Origin of the sequence: Acinetobacter sp. USHLN143 (genome assembly GCF_037145695.1) — a bacterium.
Taxonomy (GTDB): domain Bacteria; phylum Pseudomonadota; class Gammaproteobacteria; order Pseudomonadales; family Moraxellaceae; genus Acinetobacter; species Acinetobacter fasciculus.
On sequence record NZ_JBBCWZ010000063.1, the window covers coordinates 1 to 17,119 of the forward strand.

Sequence of the window (17,119 nt, forward strand, 5' to 3'; positions counted from 1 at the left end):
TGGTCAACGAGCTGCCAATATCATGACTTTAATCCAGTCAGCAAAGCTGAATGGCTTGGATCCGTATGCCTATTTAAGTGATGTGCTGAAAAGGTTGCCAACACATAAAGTGCCCCAAATAGAAGAATTACTACCTCACCGCTGGAAACCTGAACCCCGTTAAAACTTGGCGATGGCGTTCAGCGGATGCTTACAATTGAGCATACTTACTTAGATATAAACTGTTTATAAAATACTCCATTTTATCTAAGGAGCTATAGAGAGCTCCTGTTCCTGAATAATTCTTTTTAAAATCATCCCAATACTTATATATAGCTTCTTTTAAGCATTCTGCTTCAGCTAAACTCTGACATTTTACGGCAAAAATACAGTCAGAAATTACTATTTCAAGTCCTGAAGATAGAATACAAATTTTTTCCTGATTAAAATTACCTACTCTAGGAAATAAAATTGCAGGACCCTTTACTATAGAGTTCTTATTAATGACCTTAAAACAATTTAAAAGATTAATCGTATTGTTTTTTAATGAAGAGGTATGAACTAATGGATAACCATCAGTGAGGATTTTACTTGATACGGTATGCATCTGAAATTTTCCTCTAAATACTCTTGGATTTAATCTATCAGTAGATAATTGAATATTCTTCTGATAATAAGTCGGTTTTATATTTTCAATCATAATGATTGATGTTTTTACTCTTACTTTCTCGAAAGTAGCTTCTCTATTATGAGTAACAATTTTAAATTTATAATTTTCTTTTAAGTATGTTAATGCTTTTTCATCTCTTTGGCTTGTCAAACATCCATTAGGAACAACAGCAACTAAGAAACCACCTGGTTTAAGAAAATTAAGAGATTTATAAATAAAATTAAGTGCTAGCCCTGATTTAATTTTTATATCCATACCTTCCCATAATATTGGTTTGATACCTCTTTGACTAAAAGGAGGATTTAATAAAATTAAATCAATTTTATGTTCAAATTTTTTTAATTCTGAATTGGTGACAGCTTCAGTATCTAAAAAATTAATATTAAATTTATTCCAATCATTGTTCTGTAATAAATTTAGAGTATTTAGACATAGGTCATTTGCTACAACATTTACTCCTCTAGGCCACCTTTTTAAGGCAGCATAAATTAGGCTGCCTTCACCAACTGCAAAATCTGCAATACAAGAAGGTTCAAATACAGGTGGCAAAGAATTGACTAAAAGGTTTGCCAATAAAGGAGGAGTAAAATGTTGGTCTATCATTAAGTTCCACTTACCCTACGGGTTCTTAAACTTCTTATGAAATCTTGTGTTCTAGTCGGATTTGGCTTAACAATACTAGAAACATGATAAACATGTAGCTTTGAAGATCCATCCGTTCTCCCTGCCTTTCTAACAGGATGATCATAGATTATCTCTATTTGAGGATGGTTCAGTGCAAACATGACGGCTGCTAGAGCATGAGGTTTAGTTCCTATAGGTGCTATTTTAATATGTTGATCTTGATACTTAGTATATACATCATTTAATAAATAATAACAGCTAAATGGGCAATCCCCAGGAGCATATCTAATTGATTGCCACGCATGGGTTTCAACTAAGGAAGCTTTATTCCCTTTCAAAGTTTCAAACACATACCATGGTTTAAATCCCGGTAACCCAATAATAGGAATTATATGTTCATTAGCAGGCTGAATTTGTTCAATAATATATTTTAATCGAGTACCTTCAAAACCGAGCAAGGGAACAAACATAGTTTCTGCTTTTTTAGGCGCAAGTACTGCAAATCCAGGCAAAGGTGATATTTCAGTAATTTTTTCACTTAAATCATAAATCTGTCCTTCAAGAGGTGCATCACTTCTACTATATAAACCTGGTTCTACATATACAACTAATACTTTATGACCGCTATCAATTGCAGACTTTAATAATCCCGCCCAAGTGGAATGAGAGAGACCTGTTATATCTATATAGACATTCGATTTTTCTGGTATATCTTTCCACAATTTTGCAAGATTTTGATCGCTTCTCAAAAAAATCTCATTCGAAATATCACTATTAATAATGAAAGAGCTGTTTGTTTTCTCTGAAATTTCAATGAAATTTACATTGACTGTGGAACTCCTCCAATCAGCAATATGTTGACTTCTAACTTCGTCTGTTAAGCCAAATACATAGACACTATGATCGAGTGGTTTAAATTCCCCTACTTGTTGAAAAGTATCAGTATAAATGGGTATATTTTTTAATTTATTCATAATAATTTCCAAACAGCTGAAGTTGATCAGGCAGTTGAAAATCTAAGCTTTCATTACGATTAGAATTTTCAAGTACTTCTTTAATACCCACTTTAGGCTGGAGAACTAATTTCAGAAGACTACTGGATTGCAAAGTTATCTTACGTTTTTTTCTATAGGAGAATACAAAAAATGGAGAAAAGATAGGATGAATCATGTAATCATAATCCCTAATATCAGTTATATCAGTTAGCTTACTGCCTGGAGTCCTAGTTAACGCTAAATGCATCACTGCTTGAGTAAGGATATTGGTTACGGTATCTTCAGTTACCACATCTGAGTCGCTCATCAATTGAAATTGATTAGCTTCAGGTGTATGTCCTAAAGGTGAAGCAGCTAATACACCAAAAACACGTCCTAGGCTTAATAGCAACTTTGTGAGTTTTGCCCCTTCAACACTAAGCCCCTCCAATTCAGATAAATTTTTTCGGCCAATTTGAATTGCAGCATTAGTTTGTAAATCATAAGGAATTGGAATAAGACTAGTTGTATTAGTTTCTTCTAATACATTTAAATGCTCTAATAATGCAGCATGTACCAACTCTAATAAGTAACGAATATTACCATTAGCTAAACTTAGATAAGTATCCCAACCTGTATAATATTTTCTAATACCCACTTTACGTGCTCGAATAGAAAATAAAGATGCATAGAAATGATTATTCAGTCTAGAATTCCAAGAATCTTTCCCATTTAAAATCCAATCTTCAACCAAGTCAGAAAAACTTTTATCTTTTTCCTTTTCACTCCAGTATTTTATGAAAAAAAGATAACCTGGTTGTATCTCTTTAGCTTTTTCATAAAGGTTTTTATCGATTTGTTTTTCTAAATCTTTCAACCATTCTAAGTGACTATTTTTTAATAGTAAGTTAGCTTCCTCAAGCTGTGATAAAGATGGTAAAAGATCAGTTATTTTTATTTCCTCTTTCTGCCCGAGAAAACTTGAGTCATTTAAACGACTATTAACTACAGCCTCAGCAAATTCCTTAAACTTATTAGCTTCTTTATTACCTGTACTATTTTGAAATTTTTCTGTTAAATCAATTCGTACATAATCTGCTGGTGAAGTTAACTGTTCATTTTTATTTAAAGTTGCCTTTTGTCTAAACCCTAACTCTCTTACACCAATTTTAAATGTATAAAAGCTATTGTTATGTTTAATGAGAGTATTTAGTACTTGTTGTTGATAATCTTGAAAATTTTCAAACTCATCAATTAAGAAAAAGAATTGCTTACCTTCTAATACTGTACCTGAAATCAAAGCCTCACTCAGAATATCAATTGGCAACCCTTGCATCGTAATTTTACTTGGTGGATCGTCAACCACTTGATTGATAGAAGACTCAAACTCCAATAAAGAAATTTCTAGCTCTTCTTCTAAATACTCTAAAGAATCAATAACCTCATCTAATTGCAATACTGTTTTAATACTTCTCCATTTTCTCTCAGTTATTTCAATTTTTTCACCTGTAATTTTTTCATACCATAAAGCAAACCTCACCAATTCCTGACAAAAACATAAATTAATATAATGGCTGAAATAACTTATCCATCTATCTAAAGAAACATCATTTCCACTAAACGTTGCTACTCTATTAGTGTTCACTCTGTAATAAATACCTATAGATTTCCAATCCTTAATTTGGCTATTGGCATCTGAGGATTTATTTAGAGCTAATTGTCCTGTGTAAGAAAGCCCTTTAAGTACAGTTGTTTTACCTGTACCTCTACCACCAATCAAAACACACGGCCTATTTGTTTTTAGTTCTGAAAAATATCCTGGTTCATTAAAATGATCAAATAATTTTGAACTTAACCACTCTGCTCGGTAAAGACCTAATAAATTTTGTGCTTGCTTTAATCTAATCAGATAGTTATTCATAATTCGCCCTTCTTTAAAAGAGGCTTCCAATCTCTTTCACTGTGATAAAATAATGGTAATGTAGCATCCGGCCAACCATGGTTAAACGCTAAAGTTAAACCTAAACTGAGATAGCCTTGCCAACTAACGATTTTATTTCCATCGCCTAATTCATGTACTCCACCATTTAATTCCGGTATACCGGCTTTAACGCTCATATCTCGAATAAAAATTGGTCCATCTTTAGAGAAATCTCGCCAAATATAAGAATCTGGGTTTAAAGCATTATGTAAATCCGTATATAAATGTGCAGGTATTACTTCTACAGGGCAATTACTCTTAATATAGTCATAGCCTCGTTTTGTACATATAGCCGGACAATAAAAGAATCTATGATTAGAATAAGACTTATATAAACTATCGAAGGTTACGCCCTCAGCAATTTTCTGTTCCTTCCATAAAGTAACGAATTGGCTTCCTGATCCTACAAAGTCATCTACAAATACGAAATTTGCTTTAGGATTTGATTGTATCGTTTGAATAAAAGTACTAGAGTTAAGTAATCTTGATTCAGGTATCCCTAGAATATCTCTAGACATCCTTGTAAAAATAAATCCACTATCAGCATCACTTGGATTTTCCCCAGTCACTTTCAATATATATAGATTATTTAAGAATTCTTCCCATTCTCTTGCTGACAAATTTGTGTCATTTTTATCTTTTAGAACATACTTTGAAAGAGAGATAAAACTACTTTTAAACAACTGTCTGACCATATCTTCTGAAAAATAAGTGAATTTTTCTAATAGTCTTCTAGCAAACCTTTGCTCATCAGAGTCAAAATTAGTTATCCACTCTTGAGGAGCAAATTGATTTCTTTTAGGCCAAACCCCAGTGTCTACAAAATATTTCCACTGATCATCACTTTGAAACATTAATAAATACTCTACTTATTTTTCTATTTGCTTATATCGTTGTTCTAATTGTGTATATAGATAACTAGACAATTGAATATCAATCTTATCTTCATAATATTTATTCAAAATCTCATATAAATGTTCATTATCTTCACGATTATTCCAAATTTTTATATATTCTCCAGATTTGTATCCATTATGCTGTCTAAAGCTATTCAATACATTTTTCGCAACATATAGTTTATAGATTTCAACCATATCAAGAGACAACATAAGTGAGAGATTCATAAAACTTTTGATATCAAACTTCTTATGTGTCACTGTAAAAGCCATGAAATCTTCAACTTTTTTTAATATTTCATCTTTTTCGATAGGTGTACGATGAATTTCTATCAAAGGTTTCAAACTAACTTTTTCTAACTCTTTTGAAATTTCATCAATTGTTATTTTTCTTTGAAGAATATCACTAAGACCAAAGTGCCAAATATCTATTAACTCTATTTGAGCTTGTTCAACATCGATTTCTTGCTTTTTCCACCATTTCCAACCGATATGATCCATTAATTCTGCACATTCAGTCCATATCGCTCTATACCAAGGATTATGTGCATTTCTCCAATCCTTATTTATTAAACTATTGATAGAATCCTGTAATTCCAGCATTTCTTTCATAATTTTAGTGTATTGATTTTCCATAAAATCCCCTCTATAGATATAAATTATTGTTACTAAGCTACTTTACAAATTATTGAAATATAATTCACCTATAATTATGGTAATAATTGAATAGATAGTACTTTCAATTTTTTTGCTAAATCATAAATTTTTTCTAATGTTAAGTTCACCTTCCCCTCTTTCAATTAGTCCAAATTAACTACGATCCATATTACAAAGCAATGCTAATCGCTCTTTTGACATATTTCTTTCTTTCCTGCACTTGCGAACCAATTGCCAAAATTGAATAGTAAGTTCTGATAGAAACATTCAAATGCTTAAAAAACAGAACTATTAGAGTCCAGTTTTTTCAAAATTTATTTAATGATAGTTTATGGTGTCCAGATTGATCAGATACAGGTAGATGTACTTATGGAAATGTGTAATAGTTACACTCGTATAGCTGTAAGTTTCTAAATTGGAAGCAGTAAATCAAACGCTCACCCACTAATGTTGATATTAAGATAACGATGGATGGAAAAGCCAATTCAAAAAATGAGCTGGCTTTATATCACTTAAAGAAGTTTTGAATTACTGTTCAACTCTACTAAGCACTAATTCTTCTACTACTTTCCACGCATTTTTGACCGCTAATTTATCTTTAAATAAATTTTCATTTACAATAGCGCCATCTAAAATAAATCTAATTTGGAAAGCTAAAGACTCAGGATTTTTTATATTCATTCCTTCGAGAATATAGAAAATTCTTTCTGTTGCCCAATTCTTATGATTCATGGCAATAGTGAAGGCTTCATCATCATGAGGAAGCTCATCCACTACTTTAATAAACATACAACCAAAAAAATCTTGGCTATTGAACCAGTTTTCATGCCAGTCAAAAAATAGCTTTAGTTTATTAATATCATTAACTTGATTAAGATTTAAATAATTATTAATACTTTCTCTAAGAAGACTATCACGCAGTCTCAAGGACTCATGAATTAAATTTTCTTTACTAGGAAAATACTTATAAAAAGTCATTTTCGCTACTTTTGATTCAAAAATAATTTTATCGATTCCCACATTGGTGTAACCAAATTCATTAAAAAGTTCAATAGCTTTAAATAAAATATCTTGTCTTTTTTTTGACATTGATTACCTCAAATTAGTGGATAATTATTACAAATAAATACAGAATAGTCTGTACATAAAATTAGGAAAATCTATGAATTCTATGCTAAATGAAAAAGCTACAGCAAGAGCCACAACTATACAATTATTAAAGGATACGGTCGATGAAAAGAATTGGATAGAAAATTCATTGACTATCAATAATATAAGGAATGAAATAAACAATCATCAATTATTTAATCATAACATTATTTCTTCATTAAATAATGGTGAGTTTGACTTAGAAAAAATTCAAAAAATACATTTAGAGTATAAGAACGCAATTGTAGAGATTTTTACAGATGCACTATTAGCTGCACAATGGTCAGCAAAAGAGCTAGATCAGTTATTTGAACCAACTGTCAAAATGTATGCAAGATTTTTATTATCATTTAACATATCAGATGAATTTGGATTAGTCGCAAATACTAACTATGAAATATCTCCACTTAACTCGCATTTTTGTTTATACAGAAATGTCTTGGAGCAACTTAATATTTCAGAAGAAATGATTAAGACATATAAACATTCTGAAGAATCATCAATTTTAAGAGCAACTTTAGAAAATTCTTATACAAGCTATTGCGATATAGTTCTTCTATTAGCAATCGCTGAAATGCAAGTAATTAAATTTTCTGCCCCTTTAAAGAAATCTCTTAGTCATTTAAATATTGATACGAATTATGGATATTATAATGTTCATGGAACTACTATAGATGCAGATCTGAATGCAGCCGACGATGAACATGAAGATGATTTATGGATTTTATTAAACCAAGTCTCTCACTTTAGTCAGCCAGATAAAATCAAAGCTAAAGCTCTCGAATATTGTGATAGCTGGAATAAATTTTGGTCTAAAATGAATGATATTTAATATATAAAATATATAGTAAGAATTAAAATTTAGTTCTTACTATCGTCTGAAATTATTTACTAAAAGTAATCTCTTAAATAAAAAAAGCAAAAAAAACACCCTTTCATATTTTGAATAAAAATAAATCAAAAAAAATGGCATAGTTTTACTATCATGTTTGACCTGTGTATCAAGAAATACATATATAAATTTATTTTCAATAAAAAAGTAAATGTAAGTATATGTTTTTAATGCATTTAATAATTTATTTAAAAAATATTTTCTTTTTACAAAAAACTATGCTAATTTCTAAAAATATACAGATCTGTCTGTATTGATTACAATAATTTTCAATTTTTATAAAGAGGTTTTAAATGATTTTGAATTTAAATTTGTCAGCGGTTGGTGAAAAAATTGATGAATATTATAAAAATTCAGAACTTAAAATAGATCGAAAAAGCATTTTAGATATTGCTGATATTTTAAAACAAGGAATTACTGAAGAACAATTTAATCAATTCAATGATTTTTTAACTGATAGCCCTAACTTGGCTGTTTGTTTAACTAACTTATTTTCAATTGATGATGAAAAATTAGCGTATTTAGTGCATGAAGCATTATCTACCCATATTTTCGGAGTCAAAGATTACACATATCCTCATGAAAAGCACAAATTGGTTTATCCAAAAGCTGAAGGTAAGTCATTTGGTGAGTGGAGTCACGGAGCACAAGTAATTTCACCGCATTGCGATGATGTCTATGAGTCAGTTGAAGTTGACTTACTAAGTTTAACTACATGCCGTGACAAGACCAGCACTCCTACTTTAGTTTTCTCTTGTGAAGAAATACTAAGCACTTTAAATAAAGAAGATTTTGAAAAAATCTCTAATGCCAAGGGAATCTTTATCTCTGGGAAAAATGTGGTTGGTACTAAATTGCAGCAGATCAAACCAATCATTGAAAAGGATGAAACGGGTAAAGTCATTCGTTACAACCTTGATTTCCGCATTGATAAAGAAGTTGGAAAGCGCTTCCGTATGGAAGATGAGAATCTTGAACACATCATTGATAAGCTTAGAAACAATGTTTTAGACTGTAACTATGCTGAATCTGTCAGCAAAACTGGATCTTTCATTATCTTTAATAATCGATTAGCAATGCACAGTAGAAAGCCATTACCTACAGGCATTCCACTGGTTAATGACCTATCTTCCGCACATCGTTTACTTTTCCGTAGCCGTGGACAAAGAACTCAATATGCTGAGTTTGCTTGTTAATAGCTAAATATTAAAAATATTCACAGTTACAGTTTTTGCTCCGGTTATAGGCGATTTTGACCTATAACCTTCTTTTTTTTGGATATTTATGAATATTTTTAACTCAGTATTTCCAATCATACTGTCTATGTTTATTGGGTATCTAATTGCTAACTATTGGCTCAGAGATGGCGCACTTTGGGACGGGTTAAATAAAATTGTTTATTATATTATGTTCCCAGCGCTCATAGTAAACAGCTTAATGCATGCCGATATTGGCGATTTAGATAAGTCATTTATTATTGTTTTAAACTTATTAGTGATATTACTAATATTTATTCTATGGTGCTTAAAGCCATTATTTAAAGATAAATTATTTTGGATCACCTTTATTCAAGGTTCATTCAGATATAACAGCTATGTATTTATCGGTGTTACTCTGATCTACTTGGGACCATCTTCTATCCCAGCAGTAGCAATTATTACGGGAAGCATGATTTTCACATCAACAATAATAGGCACTTTTTTATTGAGCCTTTATGCTTCAGACAAAGCAAATTTCAGTTCATCTATCGTCAATGTCATAAAAAATCCATTAGTTATATCTTGTCTAATAGGTGGAGTTTTAAATTATATTGCTATAGATCATCCTCAGCTTTTGCAAATAAACTTTATCAATAATAGCTTGGACATTTTAGGTAAAGCATCACTTGCAGTGAGTCTTCTGGCGATAGGGGCAGGAATATCTGTAAAACTCAAAAAAAGAATGATGTTAGGTGTCATTAACTGCTCTATTGTCAAATTACTCATTTTCCCTCTAATGGTTGTATACACCATGCTTTACTTTGAGTATGACCGTCAATTGATATTAATCTGTATGCTATACGCAGCAGCTCCTGGAAGTACAAGTGCAAGTATTATGATTAAGCAAATTGGAGGAGACTACCAAGCTATTAACAATATTATTGGTACTCAAACAGCTCTTTGTACACTTACTATTCCTCTATTATTATTTTTATTCCCATATATGAATATATAATTGAAAATTATAAATATTACATCTTGTGAATTCTCAAGAATCTTCATATCACTATGAAATTTTATTACTCCAATAAATTTTATTAGATTATTCGGAATTGCTTTAGTATAAATCTTAATTGTTTGTTAAGTTTGAGATTACTACATAAAATCAATCAAAGAATTGAGAGTAAACCAGTATGACACTTTTTTACTCTCTCACCACTAAGTTAGAGTTTCAATTCAGAAGGAAATTTTATTACTCTCATACAGGAACTACTTCTAGATTGACACAATTATTTGTAAAAAGATCCATGCCCGAAAACCTTTTGATTAAATACCACACGTGTACGCATGTCCCCCTCCTCACATTTTTAATTACTTTTACAACATTTGTATTTTCTAATTATTTGCATGGACTGGCTGTGCTGATCATCACAGCCAGCCTGCTTTTAGCCAAAATTCGGCTTGATCATCACCAAAGCCAGAATAGACACCAATGAAACTACAGCAATAACTAAGCCAGCCCGACGCTGCGACAGCAAGATCGAATCATCTTTTTTATAGGCTTTGCCTAGCGAGGACACCAGCACCAAAAATAAAATGACTTTGGCATAGAACCAAGGCTGTACATCAAAGTCTTTCAGGACGAGCGATACTATACCGGTCAGTGCAATCACCGTGATAGCTAAATGCTGTAAAGCGACTAGCGCTGTACGTGCTAACGGATTAGGCATATTTCCCTGTGTGCCGACAAACAAGGTCAAGGCACGGGCAAGAATGGCGACAATCGCCAGTCCTGCTACCGACATATGGATAATCTTGACTAAAAGTTGGGTTTCCATCATTTCCTCTTAGTTTTTAGGTGCGTGTGCACAAGCAGGACTGGTCGTATCCTGACCTGCCCATTCTTCAGGCAAAAATGCATGAATGGCCAGCGCATGAATCTTGTCTTTTGACAGCAGATCACCCGCAGCAGCATAAACTTTCTGATGACGCTGGACGGGGCGCAAACCGGCAAATGCCTGACTCACAATCACGGTTTTAAAATGCGATTCTTTTCCCGGGAAATAACCACCATGACCCGAAGACTCATTCACCACTTCCAAATGGGTTGGGGATAATTGCGCCAAACGATCTTTCAGTTGTTGTTCTAAGCTCATGGCCTGACTCCAATCTTCAAAAATATAATCCCAGTATACCTTGTTCTGCCGAGTATTTCGGTAATCTGTTCAGGTGCAATCCGTTGATTGTGGTGAAATTTCATCGATTTCTATATGAATATTGGTTATTTATTGTCTAATCTACAGCATTTTGCTTTTATTTTATGCAATTGATGCAAGATTTTTAACAAAGGTGTTGACCACATTTTTGCATGCTGTATTATACACGGCATGCGGGAATAGCTCAGTTGGTAGAGCATAACCTTGCCAAGGTTGGGGTCGGGAGTTCGAGTCTCCTTTCCCGCTCAAAATTTTTTCATTTAGTTTTTTCATTTAAAAAACTTTATAGACTCCGCGGGAATAGCTCAGTTGGTAGAGCATAACCTTGCCAAGGTTGGGGTCGGGAGTTCGAGTCTCCTTTCCCGCTCCAGATTCAAAAAGCCCTCATCGAAAGATGGGGGCTTTTTTATTGTTGATTTTATTATATTTTTTGAAAATTCCCCTTCTTTTGTTATTCGATTCAATAAAAAATATTCTTAATGTAATTTGTATTTTGTGACCAAGATGTGACCATGGCGTGCCCACGACAATAAAAATGGTCTCAATTGACCTTAAATGTCCTCAATCGATCACCACTTTCAGAGCTTTTTTGAAGGCAAAAAATCACCCTGTTCTCTTCCAAACAAGGTATTTTTTACCAAATGATCAATAATTTGTGACCATTTCACTTTTTGATGTGACCATTTGTGACCAAACTATTCACTAACAGATTGTTCTTTATTGTCTTTTTCAAAAACAAATAAATCCCCTACCTGTACATCCAAATAATCACAAATTCGATCGATGGTCTCCAAATCAATTCGAGTCAATTCGCCATTATAAAGCTTATGCAAAGTTGTCTTATTAATGCCTGTGCCACGAATTAAGTCAGCTACACGCATTTTTCTTTCAGCCAACAATATTGGTAGCTTACAAATAACCATTAATTTTTCCTCTAATACAATGAAAATTTAATTGCATTTAATTAAATTTGAGGTTATTTTAGGTCTAAGGATGAAAAATTCCTTACATCCGATGAATTACGCTAGGAATACAATTATGTCATATACCTATCTCACAGCCCAGCAACTGGCTGAAAAAATCCAGTACGACGCTCGTACCATTCGCAACCAGCTGAAAGACAGTGTCTTCATTGAAGGTGTTCACTACATCCGTCCTTTTGGTGGCCGCAAAATTCTTTTTGTTTGGGAACGTATTGAAACTGAAATGCTTAAATTCACTGGTTTAAGCATGGATGCCTTGCAATAAGGCTTAGGAGGTTTAACTGATGGCTACCATCCGGGAACGAAGTGGCAAACTGATTGCCGACTTTCGCTACATGGGCATTCGTTGCAGAGAAACAACCAATCTTGAAGACAATGCCTATAACCGTCGCATTTTGAAAAAACGTCTCGAACAGCTTGAGGCAGAAATCACACTGGGCACTTTTGAATACGAAAAGTACTTTCCAAAAAGTAAACGTGTCGATGATTTTAAGGAAAAAAGAAGTCAGCAAATCGCTGTACAAACTAAGGTTCCTCTTTTTAAAGAGTTTACTGAAGTGTGGTTTAAACAAAAACAAGTTGAATGGAGAACTTCTTATCAACAAAAGGTTTCAATTATTATTAAAAATTATTTGATTCCTGCTTTTGGTAATCAGGTTCTCTCGAAAATCAAGAAGTCAGACTTGCTGAACTTCCGTGCTTCCCTCGCCAAAGTGACACACGGAAAAGATCAAACAAGTCTGAAAGCATCGCGGATTAATCAAATCATGACGCCTTTACGTATGATACTCAATGATGCGGCTGAACGATACGAGTTTGAGTCGCCTTATAAAAATATTAACAATCTGAAGGAAAGCAAGATTGAAGTCACACCTTTTTCTCTGGAAGAGGTGCATAAAATTCTTACCACGGTGCGTGAAGACTTCCGCCCCTATTACACCATTCGCTTTTTTACGGGTATGCGTACCAGTGAAATCGATGGTCTGCAATGGAAAAATATCGACTTACAGCGTCGTGAAATCCATATCAGAGAAGCGTTAGTGAATGGTGTTCTTGGTGGAACCAAAACTTATGGCTCTGACCGCACGATCCAGATGAATGACCGGGTTTACCAAGCTTTTCTGCAACAGAAAAGCTTAAATAATGGTAAATCAGAGTTTGTATTCTGTAATCGTGACGGTGGACCTCTCGATTATCGTCTGGTGAATAAACGTGTCTGGCATCCGATCTTGCGCTTTCTAGGATTAAAGCCTAGAAGAGCCTACCAAACACGTCATACAGCAGCAACGCTCTGGCTGTCGGCAGGAGAGAATCCGGAATGGATCGCACGTCAATTGGGACATTCAACGACTGAAATGCTATTCCGGGTCTATAGCCGTTACATCCCCAATGTTACCCGTCGTGATGGCAGTGCATTTGAAGCCATGTTGGAGCGACTAAATACAGAGGAGCTTGCACATGAATAGTAAAGCTTTCTTTGGTGGTGTGGTCGTCAGTCCTGAAGCAGATATGGTGGCTCGTGAATTAATCCATGAGCTACACATTCCCAAACTGCACAATCTGGCGTTTTTGTTGGAGATCAACAAATGCTTCGATGATCACCAGGCGTTAAGACTGTGGCTACAGCGAATGCTGGATGAAGGGCAAGCCCATTACGATGACTTGGCTCAACAGGCTCGCCTCCGGTTAATGAGCTTAGCTCCCTGATCAAATAAATATACAAGGTCATCTGATTGATGACCTTAGCCCTCTATACCTATAAAAAAGGTGAACACATGCATAAACATATTTCAATTTGGATGCCACTCTATATCGGCGACTTACAGGCGAAATTTGCACGAATGACAGCAGAACAAATTGGTGCGGCACTGCTGTTAATGATGGATTTCTGGAAAAATGGTGCTATTCCTCACGACCTAGCTACGGTATGTAGCATCACAAAATTATCGCAACATACCAAGGCTAAAACTTTGTTGAATACGCTAATAGCCCTGGAATTGTTTGAAATCGAATCTGAGCAAATTCATTCAAGTTTTTTAACCAGTTTAAAAAGCCAGGCATTGCAAAATCAGCAAATGAAATCTGATAAAGCTAAAAATGCAGCTCAAGCACGTTGGGGAAAATCCGCAAGTAATGCTCAAGCATCAGCTAAGCAACGAAAAGTAAATGCTCAAGCAGCTCCTGAGAAGAGCCCGAGTATTACTCAAGTCATGCTTGAACCATGCCCTTCATCTTCATCTTCATCTTCATCTTCATCTTCATCTTCATCTTCATCTTCATCTTCAAATTTTGAAGAAAAAAATGAGAGTTTTTTAGAAAATTCAAAATGGATTTAGGAGAATGATCATGAATACCATGCTTAAAACGCTCCAGTTTCACGTAGAAACAACAGAAACACTCTGCCCTACCCATCATATGCCCCTGATGGAAATTGCCGGCCACAGGCTCTGTAAATTGTGTGCAAAAGAAAACGTCCATCACTCACATGCAGCCTATGCAGATGAACTGCAACAGCGATTGCTACAACAGAAAATCAAAAACTCAGGGCTCAATAAACGCTACCTGGATCGTGGCTTCAAGAATTATGTAGTTGCATGTCCTGCACAAGACAATGCCATCAAGCTATGCCAGGCTTTTGCACAGCAGATTATTTCTGACCACAACCCGAACATGTTGATGATTGGTACACCAGGTACAGGCAAAACCCATCTGAGTGCATCAATTATTCGCAACATTCTACATAACAGTACAAAATCTGCACGCTACTATACCAGTGCAGAAATTGCTCAAAAAATGATGGACACCTGGTCAGATGCTTCACGCTCTGAAAAGGAAGTTATCGAGCATTTCTCCGGTTTTGATTTATTGGTGATTGATGAATATGGCTTGCATGACCGGCATGAGAAACGCCTAGAAATGGTGCATAAGGTCTTATATAGCCGTTACGACAACATGAAGTCCACGCTGCTAATTTCCAATTTCACACTTCAGAATATACAGCGGGATTTAGGTGTCCGATTATGGTCACGGTTGCATGAAAACAATTTAATTGTAGTGCCGTGTTATTGGGAGGATCAGCGGTTCAATAACATTTATTAAATATCTGAGGCGGTTCAAATGAACCGCCTCTTTATAAACCACTTAAACGTCAAATATTTAACTCCTTTATTAGGAGAGTAGGCGGTAATCTATAAGTGAATGCTGTGTTTCACTTGGTTTAAATTTTGATAAGCTACCTATCGCGTCATTAAACTGAAAAAAGTCTAGCTGAGTACCAATTTCTTTATTGAATAGTACGTATATCTGTCAATATATGTACTACCCTTTCACACATAATGAAGGGTTGTTTAACAACTAAATTATGAGAAAAAATGAATATGAAATCTTTAAATAAAATCTTGCTTGCATGTATTCTAGTATCTCCAGTTACAGCTGTCTTTGCATATGATGCTCAAGAGGTGATTAACAGAGGGCATATGGAAACACAGCGTTTGATGGAACGACAAACGCAGGATGCACAGCGAGTTCAGACGATTCAGGCTCAACGTGGCTATGAAAATCAGATGCGCGAAAGGGAAAATAAACGCCAAATGGAAAAATCAAGACAAGAGGCTCTCAACCGCAAGCCAGTCACGGAAGCAGAAATGAAAAAAGGCTTAAAAGATCTTGGTGACTTGATTACTTCGGATCAAGCAAAAGATGTAATGACTTATATGAATAATCTAAAACCAGATCCTTATGGTAATACCCCCATTTTTAATTGAGTTAATGAGTAGAAAAACCGAAGCCTTTATCATTGTTTAAATTTAGGTGGTTTACCATCAACTGACATATGAGGTCGTTGATGATTATAAAAGTGTTGCCATGCTGTTGTATAGTCTTGAACATCTTCAAGTTCTCGAAATAAATATTGATTTAAACATTCATAACGTACTGTCCGATTGAAGCGTTCTACATACGCATTTTGTTGTGGATTGCCAGGCTGGGTAAATACATGCTCAATTTCATGCTGCTTACACCATGCCTCCATTAAATCACTGATGTACTCTGGTCCATTGTCACTTCGGATTCGTTTTGGTTTACCTCGCCATTCGATGAGTTGATCCAACCCTCGAAGTACTCGTTCGGCGGGTAAGGAGAAGTCAATCAAGATATCTAATGACTCACGGTTATAGTCATCAATGACGTTGTGCACACGGTAACTGCGGCCATCACTGAGTTGATCGTGCATAAAGTCCATTGACCATGATTCATTCTGCGCTTCTGGTACTGCAAGAGTTTCAGGCTTTATCCGTTTAATGCGTTTGTTGGGTTTAATCCGAAGGTTAAGCTCAAGCTCCTTATAAATGCGATAAATACGCTTGTGATTCCAAGGGTAGCCTTGGACATTACGCAGGTACAAAAAGCAAAGCTTAAATCCCCAAGTCTTATTCTCATTGGTGAGCTTAATCAGCCAATCTGCAATAACCATATTCTGCTCCTTCAATTGAGCTATATAGCGATAACAGGTTTGACTGACTTGGAATATGAGACAGGCCTTATTCACTGATATCTTATATTGCTCAACGGCTTGTTGAGCAAGTGACTTGCGTTGCGTTGGCCTTATAACTTTTTTGACAGTGCATCCTGAAGAATGTCTGCTTTAAGACGTTCATCCGCATACATGCGCTTTAGGCGGGCATTTTCTGTCTCTAGCTCTTTAAGTCGAGTCATCATGGAAAGATCCATGCCGCCATATTTGGACTTCCATTTGTAAAAAGTGGCAGAACTCATGCCATGTTCTCGGCATATAGTCAAATCATTATAAAACCAATACAATGGTGCAATGAGTTATTCAGAACATTTTAGACGTAAAATTTTAGCTAAGCTTGAGGAAGGTTATTCTATTCGAGCGGTAGC

General features: G+C 34.6%; 19 protein-coding genes, 2 tRNA genes and 2 pseudogenes. 13 read left to right on the top strand and 10 right to left on the bottom strand.

Annotated features, from left to right (window positions below; all coding sequences use genetic code 11):
* The coding region (locus WFH18_RS13515) for a transposase domain-containing protein (RefSeq protein WP_031980635.1) at positions 1-163 on the top strand (163 nt) is incomplete at its 5' end.
* Positions 164-190: 27 nt separating this feature from the next.
* On the opposite strand, the gene WFH18_RS13520 is transcribed toward WFH18_RS13515, so the two are convergent.
* The 6 genes from WFH18_RS13520 to WFH18_RS13550 all read right to left on the bottom strand — a co-directional run bounded on the left by WFH18_RS13520 (position 191) and on the right by WFH18_RS13550 (position 6,870).
* Positions 191-1,252 carry an N-6 DNA methylase gene (locus WFH18_RS13520; RefSeq protein WP_336755038.1) on the bottom strand — a complete coding sequence of 354 codons (1,062 nt, stop codon included), beginning with the start codon at positions 1,250-1,252 and terminating at the stop codon, positions 191-193.
* Positions 1,252-2,247 carry a hypothetical protein gene (locus WFH18_RS13525; protein WP_005265424.1) on the bottom strand — a complete coding sequence of 332 codons (996 nt, stop codon included), beginning with the start codon at positions 2,245-2,247 and terminating at the stop codon, positions 1,252-1,254. Before WFH18_RS13525 ends, WFH18_RS13520 begins: the two co-directional genes overlap by 1 nt.
* Positions 2,240-4,168 (bottom strand): ORC-CDC6 family AAA ATPase, encoded by a 1,929-nt coding sequence (locus tag WFH18_RS13530; RefSeq protein ID WP_005265422.1) that lies wholly within the window; start codon positions 4,166-4,168, stop codon positions 2,240-2,242. Before WFH18_RS13530 ends, WFH18_RS13525 begins: the two co-directional genes overlap by 8 nt.
* Entirely contained in the window at positions 4,165-5,082 is a 918-nt protein-coding gene (locus WFH18_RS13535) for a phosphoribosyltransferase-like protein (RefSeq protein ID WP_336755040.1), read from the bottom strand. The genes WFH18_RS13530 and WFH18_RS13535 overlap by 4 nt, the downstream gene beginning before the upstream one ends.
* Positions 5,083-5,097: 15 nt before the next feature.
* A complete protein-coding gene (locus WFH18_RS13540; protein WP_005265420.1) occupies positions 5,098-5,760 on the bottom strand; it encodes a dUTP diphosphatase in 663 nt (220 codons plus the stop codon).
* A gap of 549 nt (positions 5,761-6,309) precedes the next feature.
* Complete coding sequence (locus tag WFH18_RS13550; protein WP_005265419.1) at positions 6,310-6,870, bottom strand: TetR/AcrR family transcriptional regulator; 561 nt, start codon at positions 6,868-6,870, stop codon at positions 6,310-6,312.
* A 73-nt stretch (positions 6,871-6,943) separates the two neighbouring features.
* Here WFH18_RS13550 and WFH18_RS13555 point away from each other — a divergent pair, with 73 nt between their 5' ends.
* From WFH18_RS13555 to WFH18_RS13565, 3 genes are all read left to right on the top strand, one after another.
* Positions 6,944-7,762, top strand: a complete 819-nt coding sequence (locus WFH18_RS13555; RefSeq protein ID WP_005265418.1) for a hypothetical protein — start codon at positions 6,944-6,946, stop codon at positions 7,760-7,762.
* Positions 7,763-8,115: 353 nt separating this feature from the next.
* Positions 8,116-9,018 carry a hypothetical protein gene (locus WFH18_RS13560; RefSeq protein ID WP_336755042.1) on the top strand — a complete coding sequence of 301 codons (903 nt, stop codon included), beginning with the start codon at positions 8,116-8,118 and terminating at the stop codon, positions 9,016-9,018.
* A gap of 88 nt (positions 9,019-9,106) precedes the next feature.
* Entirely contained in the window at positions 9,107-10,036 is a 930-nt protein-coding gene (locus tag WFH18_RS13565) for an AEC family transporter (protein WP_005265415.1), read from the top strand.
* Positions 10,037-10,466: 430 nt separating this feature from the next.
* Here the strand turns inward: WFH18_RS13565 and WFH18_RS13570 are convergent, their stop codons facing one another.
* Both WFH18_RS13570 and WFH18_RS13575 read right to left on the bottom strand, forming a co-directional pair.
* Complete coding sequence (locus tag WFH18_RS13570) at positions 10,467-10,859, bottom strand: SirB2 family protein (RefSeq protein WP_005265414.1); 393 nt, start codon at positions 10,857-10,859, stop codon at positions 10,467-10,469.
* Between the two features lie 9 nt (positions 10,860-10,868).
* Positions 10,869-11,177, bottom strand: coding sequence for a BolA family protein (locus tag WFH18_RS13575; protein ID WP_004280957.1), 309 nt, complete (start codon positions 11,175-11,177; stop codon positions 10,869-10,871).
* Between the two features lie 233 nt (positions 11,178-11,410).
* Here WFH18_RS13575 and WFH18_RS13580 point away from each other — a divergent pair.
* Positions 11,411-11,483: transfer RNA gene (locus WFH18_RS13580), tRNA-Gly, on the top strand.
* A 48-nt stretch (positions 11,484-11,531) separates the two neighbouring features.
* Positions 11,532-11,607: transfer RNA gene (locus WFH18_RS13585), tRNA-Gly, on the top strand.
* A 325-nt stretch (positions 11,608-11,932) separates the two neighbouring features.
* On the opposite strand, the gene WFH18_RS13590 is transcribed toward WFH18_RS13585, so the two are convergent.
* Positions 11,933-12,160 (bottom strand): helix-turn-helix domain-containing protein, encoded by a 228-nt coding sequence (locus tag WFH18_RS13590; RefSeq protein ID WP_004895349.1) that lies wholly within the window; start codon positions 12,158-12,160, stop codon positions 11,933-11,935.
* 115 nt (positions 12,161-12,275) lie between these two features.
* On the opposite strand from WFH18_RS13590, the gene WFH18_RS13595 reads away from it, so the two are divergent.
* From WFH18_RS13595 to WFH18_RS13620, 6 genes are all read left to right on the top strand, one after another.
* Positions 12,276-12,485, top strand: a complete 210-nt coding sequence (locus WFH18_RS13595) for a hypothetical protein (RefSeq protein WP_000122748.1) — start codon at positions 12,276-12,278, stop codon at positions 12,483-12,485.
* A gap of 19 nt (positions 12,486-12,504) precedes the next feature.
* On the top strand, positions 12,505-13,686 hold the full coding sequence (locus WFH18_RS13600) for a site-specific integrase (RefSeq protein ID WP_085064706.1): 1,182 nt from the start codon (positions 12,505-12,507) through the stop codon (positions 13,684-13,686).
* On the top strand, positions 13,679-13,927 hold the full coding sequence (locus tag WFH18_RS13605; protein WP_004905625.1) for a hypothetical protein: 249 nt from the start codon (positions 13,679-13,681) through the stop codon (positions 13,925-13,927). The genes WFH18_RS13600 and WFH18_RS13605 overlap by 8 nt, the downstream gene beginning before the upstream one ends.
* A gap of 68 nt (positions 13,928-13,995) precedes the next feature.
* Entirely contained in the window at positions 13,996-14,556 is a 561-nt protein-coding gene (locus tag WFH18_RS13610; protein WP_168730935.1) for a DUF1376 domain-containing protein, read from the top strand.
* A 10-nt stretch (positions 14,557-14,566) separates the two neighbouring features.
* Positions 14,567-15,319, top strand: a complete 753-nt coding sequence (locus WFH18_RS13615; protein WP_085064707.1) for an ATP-binding protein — start codon at positions 14,567-14,569, stop codon at positions 15,317-15,319.
* A gap of 272 nt (positions 15,320-15,591) precedes the next feature.
* Positions 15,592-15,984, top strand: a complete 393-nt coding sequence (locus WFH18_RS13620; RefSeq protein WP_086044324.1) for a hypothetical protein — start codon at positions 15,592-15,594, stop codon at positions 15,982-15,984.
* 29 nt (positions 15,985-16,013) lie between these two features.
* On the opposite strand, the pseudogene WFH18_RS13625 reads toward WFH18_RS13620, so the two are convergent.
* Positions 16,014-17,011, bottom strand: a pseudogene (locus tag WFH18_RS13625) (IS3 family transposase); the annotation flags it as partial.
* Between the two features lie 34 nt (positions 17,012-17,045).
* Here WFH18_RS13625 and WFH18_RS13630 point away from each other — a divergent pair.
* Positions 17,046-17,119: pseudogene (locus WFH18_RS13630) on the top strand (IS630 transposase-related protein); the annotation flags it as partial.